Source organism: Corynebacterium sp. KPL2861 (genome assembly GCF_040225475.1).
GTDB lineage: Bacteria > Actinomycetota > Actinomycetes > Mycobacteriales > Mycobacteriaceae > Corynebacterium.
The window spans coordinates 72,658-87,170 of sequence record NZ_JBEHFW010000009.1; the positions used below are offsets into that span (position 1 = coordinate 72,658).

Below are 14,513 nucleotides of genomic sequence, written 5' to 3' on the forward strand. Positions count from 1 at the left end.
CGCAGACCTTGTTGCGCAGATCTTATTGTGCGGGACGCGCTGCGGCCGCGGCCTTCGCGGCGGGCTTGAGGGCGGCGTCGATGCGCTCGAAGTCGGCATCGCCAAGAGCATCAGAGACGAACCAAGTCTCGAACGCGCTCGGTGCCGCGTAGATGCCGTTTTCAAGCAACGCGTGGAAGAACGGGGCAAAGCGGAAGTTCTCCGCGGCCTGCATGTCCGCGAAGTTGCGGCCCTCGCCCTCTGCAAAGCGAATGGAGAACATGGATGCCGCGCGCTGAATGTGGTGCGCCACGCCCTCGGCCTCCAGCGCGGAAGAAATCATCGCGCCGAGCTGGTCGGCCTTTTCTTGCAGGCGGGGGTAGAGGGATTCATCGGCAAGCTGCAGCGACTTCAGGCCCGAGGCCATCGCCACCGGATTACCGGACAAGGTGCCCGCCTGGTAGACCGGACCATCCGGCGCTAGGTAGTCCATGACCTCGGCGCGACCGCCAAAGGCCGCAGCCGGCAGTCCACCAGAGACCACCTTGCCAAAGGTCACCAAGTCCGCCGCCACGCCATCGACGCCGTACCAGCCCTTATACGAGGTGCGGAAGCCGGTCATAACCTCGTCGAGGATGAGCAGGGCGCCATCGGCATGCGCAATTTCCTTCAGCGCCGCGTTGAAGCCCTCATTCGGGGCCACGGTGCCCATATTGCCGGCAGAGGCCTCCGCAATGATGCAGGCAATCTGGCCCTCGTTCTCTGCGAAGGCCTCGCGCACCGCATCCAGATCGTTATAAGGAACGACGATGGTGTCCTTCGCCGTCGCACCCGTAACGCCCGGCGAATCCGGCAGGCCGAACGTCGCCACGCCCGAGCCCGCCGATGCCAACAACGCATCCACGTGCCCGTGGTAGCAACCCTCAAACTTCAGCACCTTTGCGCGGCCGGTGTAACCTCGGGCCAAACGCACCGCCGACATGGTCGCCTCCGTACCGGAGTTAACCATGCGCACCTTATCAGCCGCGGTGCGCTTTACGATTTCCTCCGCCAGCAGCGCCTCACCCTCTGTCGGCGTGCCAAAACTCAGCCCGCCGGTGGCAGCCCGCTGCACGGCCTCGACGATTTCCGGGTGCGCGTTGCCGTGGATCATCGGGCCGTAGGAGCTTACGAGGTCGACGTACTCATTGCCGTCGACATCCCACAGGCGCGATCCCTCGCCCCGCTCAATCACGCGGGCCTGGCCGCCCACGGAGCCGAAAGCGCGCACCGGCGAGTTCACCCCACCCGGGATCACTTTGGAGGAACGCTCGAACCACTGTTGCGACTGGGAAGTATTAGGCATGTCTGTCATTCTAGCGACTCGCGCGCCATACAAAAGTTTGACTGTGCATGTCGGTGGAATTCACAGCAACCCACTAAGCTTTCCCGCGTTTCCGTGATACGTCATAGAAACGGCGTTCCCGCTGAGATGGCACACTGGGGAGGTATGAAGATCGCATTTTTAGGAACCGGACGCATGGGCACCGAGCTTGCCCGCCACCTACTATCTGAGCACGAGCTGACGGTGTGGAACCGCACCGCTGAGCGCGCGCAACCGCTCGTGGACGAGGGCGCGGCGCGCGCCGATACCCCTGCCGCGGCCATCGAGGGCGCCGAGGTCATCATCACCTCCCTCTTCGGCCCCGACCAGATCCGCGAGGTGATCATCGAGCCGCAGCTTATCCCCGAGGGCATTACCTGGATCGACACCACCACCGTCTCGCCTGACGATGCCCGCGAGTTCGCCGCCGCCGTCAACTCCTACGTCCACTCCCCCGTCGTGGGCTCGCTGGGCCCGGCGCGCGAGGGCAACCTGGGCGTTTATGTCGGCACGCCCGACGATGACCGCCGCGAGGTCGCCCTCGGCCTTGCCGAGGCCTGGGCTGGCGAAGAGAAGCTGATTGGGGTGGAAACGGCGGCAACGGCGGCCATCGGCAAGCTGCTGGCCAACCTTGCCTTGGCCGTGACCGCCGAAGGCCTGCTCGAGGCCCTGCAGCTCGGCGAATCCGAGGGGCTCGATTCCGAGGTCATCCTGCAGATGCTCGACATCACCGGCCTGTCGTTCATGTCGAATATGAAAGGCCCCTTCATCACCGGCGAACGCAATACCGACCCCGGCGATTTCACCGTCGACGCCCTGGCCAAGGACGCCAAGCTCATGGAGAAGACCTCCGATAAGCCCCTGCCCGCCGTATCCGCTGCCATCGAGCGCTTCGCCGAGATGCAGGACATGGGCCACGGGAATCAGGACTTCTCGTCCATCTTCGTTTTCCGCAATAAGGGCTAGTTATTCACATGTCGCGTCAACGAACCGCGGCCTTTTAGCGCTTTTCGGGCGAGTTATCCACAGGCTGCGCTCGCGCGCCGCGCTTTAGTTGCGCTATCACCTTAAGCTGCGGGGCATGACAGCACTTCAGGCATACCTCGCGGCCCTGGCGCCCGGCATCGACATCGTCGCCGGGTGCACAGGCATGTCCGCCCGCGAGCTGCGCGCGGCCGGTGCGCCGAATCGTACGGCGCGCACGCTGCTCACGCTTGCCGATGCCTTCTTCTCCCCCACCTCCTTTTCCCGGCAACAACGCCGCGCCGTGGCCGCCGCTCGCGAACGCGCCCACGCGCTGCCAACGCTCGAGGTCATCGAGCGCTACGCCACTCGCGCCAAGACCAAGCGCCAGGCATGGCAGCTGCGGGTGGAGCTCTGCCGCACCGCCGCGGATACCGATGAGATGGAAAAGCTCGCGCGCAAGAAGCTGCGCGAGATTAATCCGCCCACCCCGCCGCGCCCCGGCGTGCGCATTCGACGCCGCAAGGATGCGCCGTGGACGCTCGCGATTACCGGGCCCTCCGCCCTCATCGCTGACTTGGAGTCCAACCTGGACGAAAATGCACCCTTAGACTCCGTCGCGGGGCTTTTCTCCGGCTCCGCCGCCCCGCACCCCACGGTGACGACCAATGCGATCATCACGCTCGACGAGCTCGACCGCATCATCGATGGCGACGGCGAAGAAATCACCATCCAACTCACCAACGGCGCGCGGCTCACCGGCGCCGAATTGGTCGCGCGCACCCTTTCCGAGCGCGGCCTTATCACCCTCGTGCATCCCTTCGAGGGCGCGGTAAACCTCTACCGCACCGAGCGCATGGCCAACGAGAAACAGCGGCTCATGGCCGCCGCCGAAAATCCCGTCTGCCCGTGGCCGCGGTGCAACTATCCCGCGGATAAGTGCCAAATCCACCACCTGGAAGCCTGGCAGCGCGGCGGCGATACCAATATGGCCAACCTTGCAGCCTGCTGCCCGTACCACAACGGCGTCAACGACGACGACCCGAATGCACCGCCGCGCCGCGGTCGCCTCGCCCGCAGGCGCGGGCGGGTGGTGTGGCAACCACCCTGGGCCGACACCGTGCCCGAAGCCGTGCCCGACCCGAGCGCCGAAACCTAGTGCTCGCACCTAGCATAGGCCCCAGCACGGACTTCCGTCACTGCCCCATAGCGCTGGTTTCTAGCACCGGTTCTTAGCACCGGTTCCCAGCACTGGAACCTCGCGCCCAGGTCCCGCCACCATTCCCGGCCGAGGGACAGGCCCTCACACATGCCAATTATCTGCGCGCATGTCAGGTTTCCGCACGCGCGGAATCGGCCGCAAACGCCTGTTCAGGCAGCAGTAACCCTGCTGCCTGTTTAGGCATGCCCAAAACCGTCGCGCTCCAGCTCCGGACCGCGACACGGTTCAAGTACGGGACCGCCGGGGATTCTTAATCACCGGTAGCGCCAGCCACCGACTGCGTTAGCTACAACCGACGCCAGTTGCAGCCGGCGCTAGTTGCAGCCGAGACCAGGTTCTGATGCTAAATGCGGGTGCCAACCACGCGAGCTAACTGCCAGCGATGCGGGCGGCAGCAGCGCGCGCATCCGCGATGACCGCAGGAACGCCCACGCCGCCGGCCCAAGCCCCCGTGACGTCGACACCTGGGGACTGGGACAAGGCATCGCGCACGGCTGCCACGGTGTCGAGGTGGGTGGCATCAAAGCGCGGCAGGCCGCCGAACCAGCGCTGGGTGAAGATTTCGGCAACGCCAGCCGCGCGGCCGTCAAAGCCAGTCAGGTGTTGCAGGTCATCGAGGGCGTAGTCCACGAGGTCGTCTTCCTCGGCGCGGACGATGGCGTCATCGCCGAACCGGCCGAACGAGGCACGCACCAGCGCCCCGCCGCGCTCTGCCAGGTGGGGCCACTTGCGCGATGACAACGTAAACGCCTTTGCATGCACGTCATCCTGGTCGGTGGCGACGAGGATGCCGGAGTTCTGCGGCAGCGCGGTGCCGGAGGGATCGGTGTCGGAGTCAAATTTGAGGCCCACGACTGCCGATGCCGCCAGCTTCACCCCCTTCAACCGCGTCGCCGCGTCCGGAGCCACCTTGGGCAGCAGCCGCGCGGCAGTCGGTGCCGGGGTAGCTACCAGCACGCGGTCGAAGGGCTCGGTATCGCCCGGCGCGCCGGTCAGGCGGAACTTATCGCCATCGCGCGTGATGCCAGAAATGAACGTGTCAACGAAAATCTTCGCATCGGATTTTTCCGCCAGGGTCTCGTAAACCTCGGCGTAGCCGCCGCGGAAGGTTTGGAAAACGGGCCCGCCGGCGCTGGGGTTCTCTGCACGGGCTTCCTCGAGGGAGCGCACGGCCGCAGAGAGGGTGACGGGACCGGAGGTGGCGAGGGTATCGAGGGCATCGGCAAGCGTGGGGATGGTGGCGCGCAGTCCCAGGTCATCGGCGGTGCATGAGTACACTCCGCCCAGCAGCGCGGAAACCACGCGGTCCACTAGGTCGCCGCCGTATTGTTGACGCACCAACTCACCGACCGAAACGTCGCCGCCCACGGTCCACTCGAAGGGCTGCTCGTTATCGATGCGCCGCGCCGTCTCCTCCGAAACCAGGTGCGCGACCGGCGCGGAATGCGACGGAATGCCCATCACCCCGCCCTGCGGCAGGGCCTTGAGCTCCCCGCTGTAGACCAACGAGCGCAAACCTGACGGGTCAACTAAACTGCCGGCAAGGCCGAGGGAGTGGAAGAACTCCACCGCATCGCGCCGCCGGGCGAGGAAGGCCTCGGCGCCCATGTCGGTGGGGCCGTCATTAAATGGCACGGAATACAGCTTCCCGCCGATGCGCCCGGCGGCCTCGAAAACCTCGACGTCGTGATCGCGCAGTTCGTAGGCGGCGGTAAGGCCGGCGAGACCGGCACCGATGATGGCAATACGCATTTAGCCCTCCTCGTGAATGATGGATACGGCGCGGGTAATGGCCTCCGCGTCGGTGGTGGGCAGCACCCCGTGCCCAAGGTTCCAGATATGGGTGTCGATATCTCCGCGCTGCTGGGCGCGCTCGACCTCGCCGCGGATGGTGCGCACGGCCTGGCGCACGGCATCGTCGCCGGCAAAAAGCAGCGCCGGGTCGAGGTTGCCCTGCAGCACTCGCGAGTTCACGCGCTGGGCGGCGTCGTCCATGGCCACGCGGTAGTCCACGCCCATGACCTCGGAGCCGGCTTCGGACATCGCCTGTAGCAGCTCGCCGGTGCCCACGCCGAAGTGGATACGCGGAATATCGACGCTGGCGAGGATTTCCTGCGAATACGGCAGCACGAACTCGCGGTAGTCGCGCTCGTTGAGGTAGCCGGCCCAGGAATCGAAAAGCTGCATGGCGTCGATGCCGGCATCAACCTGCACCCGCAGGAAATTAATGATGGTGGGCACGAGCCGGCGCATGAGCATGTGCCACGTCTCGGGCTCGGCGTGCATGAGCGCCTTGGTGCGCTCGTGGTTCTTGGAAGGACCGCCCTCGATAAGGTAGCTGGCCAGGGTAAATGGCGCGCCGACGAAGCCGATGAGCGCTTGGGTTTCGGTCAGCTCGCCGAGGATGCCCGCAATGCCTTTGGCAACTTCGGGCACGTCAGCTTCCAGAATAGGCAGCTTGCCGATGTCCCCCTTCTCCCTCACCGCCTTCTCCATCACCGGCCCGCGCCCAGGCACGATGTCAACGTTGACGCCGGCGGCCTTGAGCGGGACCACGATATCGGAAAAGAGAATGGCAGCGTCCACGTCGTGGCGGCGCACCGGCTGCAGGGTGATTTCTGCCAGGAGTTCCGGCATGAAGCAAGAATCCAGCATGCTGATGCCCTCGCGGGCGGCGCGGTATTCCGGCAGGGAGCGACCAGCTTGACGCATCAACCACACTGGCGGACGGGAGGGGGTGCGGCCGAGCGCGGCATCAATAATGGGGGCGCGGTTAAGTCGAGACATACTCCTCATTATGAATCAAAAGTTGGAGCAGGGGCTAATTTGCCGCGCCTTTGCCCTCGCGCGTCAACCGTACGATCAGCGCCCGTCAGCCCCGCCCGTGGAGGCTGCGGTGGGCAATGAACCGGTTGGACTGGGGTCGGAAGAGCAGAACCACCGCGATAAGCAGCGTCACGGCGATAAGCAGCAGGCCGAGCCCGCCGATACCAAGCGCCAAGGCTGCAATGTTGAAGAAAAGGGCAATCGCGATGACGAGGGAGATAATGCGGCGCGCCCACTTCGATCCGTTGGCGAGTTGGGCAGAAAAGAGCGCCAGAATGATCGCGCCGATGATATTAAATACCGAGACGAAAAGGCGGTTCGACTGCACATACTCGGCGATGCGCGAATCCGAAGGCTCCATCTGCTCGCCGCTTCCGCCGAAGATGCCGACCATGCCGCTGACCAGCATGATGACGGCGGCAACAACGAGTACCCAGTACGCCCACTGGAGCGGGCGCGGCCACACGGACAGGTCTTGATTCTGGGTGGTGTTCTGCACGGGGCGGTTATAATCGCGAGGCCCTGGGCGATGATTCTTGTCCGCAGAACCGCCGTTCTGGTCATCATCGCGCCGGCCGTGACCGGGGAACATGCTGGTCATCGGTTGTCCTTGTGGTCATCGCCAAGCGATTGCTGGGAGGACTTGTCCCTGCCGCCCTTCTCCTTGGCCTCCTGCTTTTCGCGTTTCTCGCGCTCCTTATCCCGTCGCGCCTGCTCGAGTTCCTTCTCCAGCTCGCGCATCTGCTCCAGCTCGCCGGTGTAGTCGAGGGTGTCGGGCTTAACGGAGAATATGAGCCCCAGTACGGCGGCGACGCCGACCAAGATTTGCACCATGCCGTCGGCGGCAAAGAGCCAGTCGGGGACGTCAGCGCCCGCGGGCGTGACCATGAAGGTCAGCAGGATGCGGAAACCGAAGTAAATGGAAAAGGCAAACCAGATGCGGCGCGAGGTGCCCGCGCGTTTTGATGGCCCCGCCAGCGACTTCAGCAAAAAGAGCAGCAGCACCAACACGCCGACGGCAATGGCGGCCGACAGAGCCACCGATCCATAGGCGGCCATTTCGATAAAGGAATCCGATACTTCCTCGCCGTCTTCGCCACCCGAGGTGCTTTCGACCATCTGCTTGGCCTGCGCCATGAGCACATCGTGGTTGAGCAGGGTCAGCACCACGTTGAGGATCTGGTGGACGGTCTCGCCGGCGACGACGCCCAACCAGAGCCACAGCATGTAGACCACAGTCTCGGGGCGCTTGGCGCCGCCCTGCGAGCCCTTGCCGCGCTGGTCACGCGGGTCACCGGGCTGCGGCGGCCCAGGCTGCAGCTTAGGCCGCGATTCTCGTTGAGGCTCTCGCTGCTTATCGCGCTGTGGCCCCGGGCGGCCGGCCTGCGGCGACCCTGCCTGCGGCGACCCTGCCTGCGGCGACCCAGGCTGCGGCCCCGGATCGCCCGGCTCCGGCGAAGCGGGCTGCGGCGACGGACGAGAAGAAGGCTGTGTCACAAGAATCCTTTACTTGAGCAGGCGTGCGGCTTCGGTGGCGAAGTACGTCAGGATCTGGTCGGCGCCGGCACGCTTGAAGGCGGTGAGAGACTCGAGCATGATGGCCTCGCCATCGACCCAGCCGTTGGCGGCGCCGGCCTTGATCATCGCGTACTCGCCGGAGACTTGGTACACGGCGACGGGCACCGAGGAGGTCTCCGCGATTGCGGACAAGACATCCAAGTACGGCAGGCCCGGCTTGACCATGACGAAGTCGGCGCCTTCCTCGATATCAAGCTCGGCCTCCAACAGGGATTCGCGGAAGTTGCGCGGGTCCTGCTGGTAGGTGCGGCGGTCGCCCTCTAGGGAGGAGCCGACGGCGTCGCGGAAAGGCCCGAAGAAGGCGGAGGCGTACTTCGCGGAGTAGGCCATGATGGATACGTCATCGCGCCCGGCTTCATCGAGATCGGCGCGGAGGGCGGCAACCTGACCGTCCATCATGCCCGACGGCGAAATGATCTGCGCGCCGGCTTCGGCCTGGGAGCGGGCCATTTTTTGGTAGAGCTGGACGGATTCATCGTTAAGCACGCGGCCCTGGTCATCCAGGACGCCGCAGTGCCCGTGCGAGGTGAACTCGTCGAGGCAGGTATCGGCCATGATGATGAGGTCATCGCCAAATTCCTCGCGCAGGGCGGAAATGCCGCGGTTCAAAATGCCCTCGGGATTCCAGGCCACGGAACCGGTGGCGTCCTTGTCCTTGTCCAGCGGAACGCCGAAGAGATCCACGCAGGTAACACCGGCCTCGAGGGCCTCCTCGGTCGCGCGGCGCAGCGAGTCAAAGGTGTGCTGGTACACGCCGGGCATGGAAGAAATCTCGTTCGGCTCATCGAGGCCGTCTGCGATGAACATCGGCAGAATTAAGTCCGATGGGCGCAGCGTGGTTTCGGCCACGAGGTTGCGCATCTGCGGCGTGGAGCGCAGGCGGCGGGGGCGGCGGGCAGGAAATGAGCTCATTGGGTACTCCTTAGAGCGAGACTAAAAACTTATGCCTTCTCGACCTTAGTAGTCTTCTTGCGCGCGCGACGTTTCTTGCGGGGCGCGGGAAGGTTACCGGCGGCGCGAAGGGCGGCGACGTGGCTGGCGAGGGCATCGACAAGCGCGGGCACGTCCGCAACATCCGGCACGACATCGACGCGCAGGCCCAGCTCTTCTGCTGCTGCGCTTGCCGATGGCCCGATGCACGCAATGATCGTCCGCTGGTGCGGCTTGCCGGCAATGCCCACTAGGTTGCGCACGGTGGATCCGGAGGTAAAGGCCACAGCATCGAAGCCACCGGTCTTGATCATGTCGCGGATTTCGGCCGAGGGCGGGGCCGCGCGCACGGTGCGGTAGGCCACGACGTCATCGACGTCCCACTGGAGGGCCTGGAGGCCATCGACAAGCGTATCGGCGGCGATATCTGTGCGCGGCAGGAGCACGCGGCTGACGGCGTCGATGTCTTCGACGTAATTGGGAAAGACCTCGAGCAGCCCCTCGGCGTTTTGCTTCTTCTTGTGCGGCAAAAGCTCCGGCACCATGCCCTTGGCGCGGATGGCATCGGCGGTCTTGGTGCCCACGGCGGCAAGATGCACGCCGGCAAAATCGCGCGCGTCCAGGCCGAGCTGGGAAATCTTATCCCACACGGCGGTCACGGCGTTGACGGAGGTAAAGACGATCCACTTGTAGCGGCCCTCGACGATGCCCTTGATGGCGCGGTCCATCTGCGCCGGGTTGCGCGGCGGCTCGATGGAAATCGTCGGCACGTTCTGCGGGATGGCGCCGTAGCCGGCCAGGCGCGCGGACATGGGCCCGGCCTGTTCCTTGGTGCGCGGCACCAGCACGCGCCAGCCGTAGAGCGGGCGGTTTTCCCACCACGAGTACTTGGTGCGGTCATCGATGCTGCGGCCGAGCGTGACCACCAACGGGCCGGACAAATCCGCGTCCAGCTTGGCGATGGTCCCCAGCGTCGTCTCGTACGTGCGCTGCAGGCGCGTGGTGCCGTGGACGGTCACGAAAGCCTCGGTTTCCGCCGGCATGCCGCGCTGCTGCAGCTCGGTGGAAATCTCCGCCAAATCTTCCTTGGTGGCCTGCAAGACGATGGGCTGGGTGGCATTGGCGAGCGCGTCCCAGTCGGCGCCATCGGTGACATCGGCTTCGGTGTACGTCGATCCGAGCGCCAGCCCGGCAAAGGACGGCACAGTTGAGGGCAGGGACATGCCCGGCACGACCTGGAATTCCAGGCCGGCGGAGGCCACGGCGTTGATCTCGGTCTTGATGGATTCGCGGTTGAGCGGGTTGCCGGTCACGAGGCGGATGACGTCCTCGCCATCGGCCTCCGCAAGGCACTCGCGCAGCTGGCTTACGATGTCCTCGCCCGGTGTATAGAGCACCGCGGCGGTCGGTGCCGGCGGGCGGGGCGGCTTGCGGCGCGCGCCCTTGGCCTTGGCATCTGCGCACATCTGCGCGTATTCCTCTTCCGCGGCATCCAGCAGCTCTTGCGGGACGGGCAGCGCGGTGGCGACTGCATCGCGCACGCCCTGCATGACCTGCGGATCGGCCACGGCGATAGCGTTATTGGCCAGAACTTCGCGGGCGCGGACGGTCAGCAGGTCTGGGTTTCCCGGACCAGCGCCCACGAAGACGATCTTGCCCAACTGGGTGTCTGACACAGCATTGCTCATAAAGTTCTTTTCTAGATCTGGGCCCGCGGCACCGCACACGGACATGATCGCCTGCAGTGTTTCTCCCCGCGCCGTCGGTGGGTATCAAGGTCATAACGGCCAAAATCCCAGGCGCTACGTCCTGGGATGCCCTTAAAGGGGGCCGGGTATCATTGCAAAAAATGATCTATGGTATCTACACCATAAATTATTAGCGCTTAAAGTAGAAATTACTGACCTAGCAGATCGGCCGCGCCTTGGGCGAAAAGCTCATCAGAGACCCGCGCGCCCAACTCCGCAGCTTCCGCCGCGGTGCCAGAGGCGGTGGCGGTCAATTGGCGGGAACCGTCCAGCGCAAAGACGCCACCGCGCACCGTCAATTGATCGCCGTTCCAGCGGGACGTAGCGGCCACGGGCGCGGTGCAGCCGGCCTCGAGCCGGGCGAGAACGGCGCGCTCGGCGAGGGCAGCGGAGGTGGCTTGATCATCAACAACGGCGTCTAATGCCGCGGCCGCCTCAGTGCCAGCGACGGCCTCGATGGCCAGTGCACCCTGGGCTGGGGCGGGCATGAATAATTCTGGATCGAAGATATCGCTCGCCCGGTCCTCGTAGCCGCCGCGCAGCAAGCCAGCATAGGCCAGCACCACGGCATCGAGCTCGCCGTCGGTCACCTTGGACATGCGCGTATCGATATTGCCGCGCAGCGGGCGGATATCCAGGTCCGGGCGCAGGGCGGCCAGCTGGGAGATGCGGCGCGGCGCTGAGGTTCCCACCCGCGCGCCTTCCGGCAGCTGCATCAAGGTCATCCCGTCACGGGCGACCAGCACCTCGCGGCTGTCCTGGCGCTGCGGAATGACCAAGCGGAAGCGGTCATCCTCGGCCGTGGGAAGGTCCTTGAAAGAGTGCACGGCGATATCGCATTCGCCGCGGTACAGCGCCTCACGCAGCGCCTGGGTGAATACGCCCACGCCGATGCGCTCGACCGGGGCCATATTGGTATCGCCCGCGGTGGTGACGATGTGGAGCTCGGAATCGAATCCGGCATCGATAAGCCAGTCGCGGACGTGTCCTGCCTGGGTGGTGGCGAGCTTGGAGCCTCGGGTACCAATCTGGAACATTTACGCCTCCTTGTTCAGCGTGGGCAATTCATTGACGGCCACGGCAACGCCGGAGCCTTCCAGCTGCAGGCCAAAGAGTTCCTGCAGGGCATTTTCGCTGCTAAAGCTGCTATCCGATGCCGCCAGCTTCTTCGCCCGCACCGTCGGTTCATGCAGCAGCTTGTCGGCGACGCGCTTGAGGGCACCTTGGACATCGGCAAGCTGCTTGCCCTCTAGCTCCGGGTGCTTTTGCTGCAGGCGGGCCGCCTCACACTCCACGAGGTCCGCCGCGCGGCGGTGCAGGGCGCTAACAGCCGGTGCCACATCGCGCACGCGCTGGGCGGAGGTATAGGCGGCAAGCTCCTCGTCCACAATGGTGCGAGCCTGCTCGTGCGGGTCCGTGCCGGCCGCGACATCGGTGGCTGCCGCAGACAGGGACTTGCTGAGGCGCTCGATATTCACCAGGTCCACGTCATCGATTTTCGTTGCTGCGTCATCGATATCGCGTGGGAGGGAAAGATCAATGAGCATCAACGGGTGCGCGGGCGGAATGTCGGACGCGGTGATGGTAAAGCCCTCGGCGCCGGTGGCGGAGATGGCGAGGTCGACATCGGCAAGCGCGGCGGCGCGATCCTCAAAATCCACCACGCGGGTGTGGACCCCGGCCTCCTCAGCGTGGCCGGCAAGGCGCTCGGCGCGCTCGCGGGTGCGGTTGGCAATCACCAGCTCGCCGATGCCCAGCCGGCCTGCGTGGGTGGCCGCGAGCGAGGCCATCGCCCCGGCGCCCAGCACGAGCGCGGACTTGCCCTGCAGGTCCTCCGTATTAAGGCGCTGCAGCGCCTGGTCAAAGGCGAAAGTCACCATCGAGACGCCGGCCTTGTCGATTTCCGTTTCCGAGTGCACGCGCTTGCCGGCACGCAGCGCGGACTGCGCCAAAGCGTGGATGCGTGGGCCGACCGTGCCCTGCTCGGAGGCGGACTGGTAGGCGGAACGCACCTGGCCGATGATCTGCTGCTCGCCCACCACCATCGAATCCAGGCCGGAGGTAACGGACATGAGGTGTTCCGCGGCAGCATCGGCATAGCGCACGTAGAGGTAATTGCGCAGCTCTTCCTCATCGACGTGGGAGACATCCTTGAGCACCCGGATGACGTCCTGCACTCCGGTGTGGAAGGAATTGGTCACCGTATAGACCTCAAGGCGGTTGCACGTGGAAATGATCATCGCCTCAGTAAGGGACTCGGCGTCAACCAACTGCCCGCAGGCGGAATGCTGCACCACATCGTCCATGCTCAATTTTTCCAGCAACGCCACGGGTGCCGATTGGTGGGACATTCCCACTACAAGCACGCTCATGCTCCACACTCCTCAACCTTTTGATTGACCGCAATGGTTCCAAAGACTACCCCGCATGGGCGCGGAACCCGAATCGTCAGCGCAGCTCCGCGGCCAACTCTTCGTTATCAACTTCCCAGCAGGCGAATTCTTCTCCGTCTATCACTACAACGGGAACGCGGTCACCGAATTCCATCTCGAGCTCGCGGCTATCTTCCACGTTGCGCACTTCAAGCTGGGCACCGGCTGCCTGGATAACGGGGGTAATCTGCTCTTTTACCCGTTTACAGGAACCGCAGGTGGGGCGCACCATGAGCTCGACTACATGCTGGGACATAGGGGCGGGATTCTCCTCATAAGGACGCAGACAGGGGAAACGTTTACTATGGACATGTTAGTCCACCCCGCGTTTGCGAAAGCTGTTTATCCCACTCGTGTCCGCTATACCTCCCCCCGGATTCCCCGAATCTCCCCGCGACTTTTTGGCCAATTGGACGGCCTCGCGCGGTAATCTGCGCAACTTCTTAGAAAATCAGGCGCTGGCCCCCTTGGGCGAGGAAGAACAGCGCGCCGCAGGTGAAGCGGCCGCTGCCGCAGCTTTGGAGGAGTTTGGGCTCGAGCTCGAGGACTTCGCCTCCGGCATCGCCTCCGTCTCCGGTTCTTATGACGCCGCAGGTTCCCAGCGCATTACGGACCAGGATCCGGACGTCCCCGTCGATGTCGGCGCCGCCGCCTTTTTCGACCTAGACAATACCCTCGTTCAGGGTTCCTCCTTGGTGGAATTCGGCTTTGGGCTCGCCCGTCGGCGCTATATCCGCATCTCTGAGATACTCCCAGTGGCCTGGAAACAACTAAAATTCCGCCTCTCTGGCGCGGAGAATGCAAAAGACGTTGCCGATGGCCGCGCGCAGGCGTTGGAGTTTGTCAAAGGCCGCAGCGTGGACGAGCTCATCAATCTCTGCGAGGAAATCGTCGAAGCCTCGCTCGCCCGCCGCGCGTACCCCGGCACCACGCAGCTCGCTGAGATGCACCTGGCCGCCGGCCAACAGGTGTGGCTGGTTACCGCTACCCCAGTCCAGCTCGCGCAGGTCTTGGCGCGTCGCTTCGGTTTTACCGGCGCCCTCGGTACCGTCGCGGAGGTAGAAGACGGCAAATTCACCGGCCGCTTGGTGGGCGATATCCTCCACGGCCCAGGCAAGAAGCACGCCGTGGCCGCCCTCGCTACCATCGAGGGCCTCGATTTGGATCGGTGTACCGCCTACTCCGACTCCGCCAATGACATACCCATGCTCACCATGGTGGGCACCCCCGTGGCCATCAACCCGGACCGCAAGCTGCGCCGCATCGCAGAGGAGCGCGGCTGGATCGTCCGCGACTACCGCTCCATCCGCCGCGCCATCCGCGCCTTTGGCCTCCCAGCGCTTGTCACGGCCGCCTTTTCCTATGGCGGCTGGCGCTATTTCCGGAAGTAACGGCTTCCGGGGCGGAGTGCTCTCAGCGTAGACGCAGCTCCGGTCCTAAAACCAGAAAGCCTCCGCCGCCGCGCTAAGGCA

Annotated in this window: 13 protein-coding genes; 3 read left to right on the forward strand and 10 right to left on the reverse strand. The window is 64.7% G+C overall.

Annotation, left to right across the window (positions count from 1 at the left end; translation table 11 throughout):
• Nucleotides 1-22 precede the first annotated feature (22 nt).
• Nucleotides 23-1,333 carry a glutamate-1-semialdehyde 2,1-aminomutase gene (gene hemL / locus ABRP84_RS08605; protein WP_349853357.1) on the reverse strand — a complete coding sequence of 437 codons (1,311 nt, stop codon included), beginning with the start codon at nucleotides 1,331-1,333 and terminating at the stop codon, nucleotides 23-25.
• A gap of 135 nt (nucleotides 1,334-1,468) precedes the next feature.
• On the opposite strand from hemL, the gene ABRP84_RS08610 reads away from it, so the two are divergent.
• Both ABRP84_RS08610 and ABRP84_RS08615 read left to right on the forward strand, forming a co-directional pair.
• Entirely contained in the window at nucleotides 1,469-2,308 is an 840-nt protein-coding gene (locus tag ABRP84_RS08610) for an NAD(P)-dependent oxidoreductase (protein WP_349853359.1), read from the forward strand.
• A gap of 115 nt (nucleotides 2,309-2,423) precedes the next feature.
• Entirely contained in the window at nucleotides 2,424-3,464 is a 1,041-nt protein-coding gene (locus ABRP84_RS08615) for an HNH endonuclease signature motif containing protein (protein ID WP_239268822.1), read from the forward strand.
• A gap of 432 nt (nucleotides 3,465-3,896) precedes the next feature.
• Here the strand turns inward: ABRP84_RS08615 and ABRP84_RS08620 are convergent, their stop codons facing one another.
• The 9 genes from ABRP84_RS08620 to ABRP84_RS08660 form a co-directional block, all read right to left on the reverse strand.
• Complete coding sequence (locus tag ABRP84_RS08620; RefSeq protein ID WP_349853361.1) at nucleotides 3,897-5,279, reverse strand: protoporphyrinogen oxidase; 1,383 nt, start codon at nucleotides 5,277-5,279, stop codon at nucleotides 3,897-3,899.
• The gene (gene hemE / locus ABRP84_RS08625; RefSeq protein ID WP_349853363.1) at nucleotides 5,280-6,314 is read right to left on the reverse strand and encodes a uroporphyrinogen decarboxylase; all 1,035 of its coding nucleotides are present in this window, start codon (nucleotides 6,312-6,314) and stop codon (nucleotides 5,280-5,282) included.
• Between the two features lie 85 nt (nucleotides 6,315-6,399).
• The gene (locus ABRP84_RS08630; protein ID WP_349853365.1) at nucleotides 6,400-6,954 is read right to left on the reverse strand and encodes a tellurium resistance protein TerC; all 555 of its coding nucleotides are present in this window, start codon (nucleotides 6,952-6,954) and stop codon (nucleotides 6,400-6,402) included.
• A complete protein-coding gene (locus ABRP84_RS08635; RefSeq protein ID WP_349853367.1) occupies nucleotides 6,951-7,850 on the reverse strand; it encodes a hypothetical protein in 900 nt (299 codons plus the stop codon). The genes ABRP84_RS08630 and ABRP84_RS08635 overlap by 4 nt, the downstream gene beginning before the upstream one ends.
• A gap of 9 nt (nucleotides 7,851-7,859) precedes the next feature.
• Nucleotides 7,860-8,843 carry a porphobilinogen synthase gene (gene hemB / locus ABRP84_RS08640; protein WP_349853369.1) on the reverse strand — a complete coding sequence of 328 codons (984 nt, stop codon included), beginning with the start codon at nucleotides 8,841-8,843 and terminating at the stop codon, nucleotides 7,860-7,862.
• 29 nt (nucleotides 8,844-8,872) lie between these two features.
• Nucleotides 8,873-10,549, reverse strand: a complete 1,677-nt coding sequence (locus ABRP84_RS08645) for a bifunctional uroporphyrinogen-III C-methyltransferase/uroporphyrinogen-III synthase (protein ID WP_232208540.1) — start codon at nucleotides 10,547-10,549, stop codon at nucleotides 8,873-8,875.
• A 209-nt stretch (nucleotides 10,550-10,758) separates the two neighbouring features.
• On the reverse strand, nucleotides 10,759-11,646 hold the full coding sequence (gene hemC, locus ABRP84_RS08650) for a hydroxymethylbilane synthase (protein ID WP_023025101.1): 888 nt from the start codon (nucleotides 11,644-11,646) through the stop codon (nucleotides 10,759-10,761).
• The gene (locus ABRP84_RS08655; RefSeq protein WP_023025100.1) at nucleotides 11,647-12,981 is read right to left on the reverse strand and encodes a glutamyl-tRNA reductase; all 1,335 of its coding nucleotides are present in this window, start codon (nucleotides 12,979-12,981) and stop codon (nucleotides 11,647-11,649) included.
• 76 nt (nucleotides 12,982-13,057) lie between these two features.
• On the reverse strand, nucleotides 13,058-13,297 hold the full coding sequence (locus ABRP84_RS08660; RefSeq protein ID WP_023025099.1) for a glutaredoxin family protein: 240 nt from the start codon (nucleotides 13,295-13,297) through the stop codon (nucleotides 13,058-13,060).
• A 97-nt stretch (nucleotides 13,298-13,394) separates the two neighbouring features.
• Between ABRP84_RS08660 and ABRP84_RS08665 the strand changes: the two genes are divergently transcribed.
• Nucleotides 13,395-14,432, forward strand: coding sequence for an HAD family hydrolase (locus tag ABRP84_RS08665; RefSeq protein WP_349853372.1), 1,038 nt, complete (start codon nucleotides 13,395-13,397; stop codon nucleotides 14,430-14,432).
• Nucleotides 14,433-14,513 lie beyond the last annotated feature (81 nt).

Coding starts and splice junctions, on each gene's coding strand:
- hemL (WP_349853357.1), bottom strand. CDS start 1,333: ATGACAGACATGCCTAATACTTCCCAGTCGCAACAGTGGTTCGAGCGT.
- ABRP84_RS08610 (WP_349853359.1), top strand. CDS start 1,469: ATGAAGATCGCATTTTTAGGAACCGGACGCATGGGCACCGAGCTTGCC.
- ABRP84_RS08615 (WP_239268822.1), top strand. CDS start 2,424: ATGACAGCACTTCAGGCATACCTCGCGGCCCTGGCGCCCGGCATCGAC.
- ABRP84_RS08620 (WP_349853361.1), bottom strand. CDS start 5,279: ATGCGTATTGCCATCATCGGTGCCGGTCTCGCCGGCCTTACCGCCGCC.
- hemE (WP_349853363.1), bottom strand. CDS start 6,314: ATGTCTCGACTTAACCGCGCCCCCATTATTGATGCCGCGCTCGGCCGC.
- ABRP84_RS08630 (WP_349853365.1), bottom strand. CDS start 6,954: ATGACCAGCATGTTCCCCGGTCACGGCCGGCGCGATGATGACCAGAAC.
- hemB (WP_349853369.1), bottom strand. CDS start 8,843: ATGAGCTCATTTCCTGCCCGCCGCCCCCGCCGCCTGCGCTCCACGCCG.
- ABRP84_RS08645 (WP_232208540.1), bottom strand. CDS start 10,549: ATGAGCAATGCTGTGTCAGACACCCAGTTGGGCAAGATCGTCTTCGTG.
- hemC (WP_023025101.1), bottom strand. CDS start 11,646: ATGTTCCAGATTGGTACCCGAGGCTCCAAGCTCGCCACCACCCAGGCA.
- ABRP84_RS08655 (WP_023025100.1), bottom strand. CDS start 12,981: ATGAGCGTGCTTGTAGTGGGAATGTCCCACCAATCGGCACCCGTGGCG.
- ABRP84_RS08660 (WP_023025099.1), bottom strand. CDS start 13,297: ATGTCCCAGCATGTAGTCGAGCTCATGGTGCGCCCCACCTGCGGTTCC.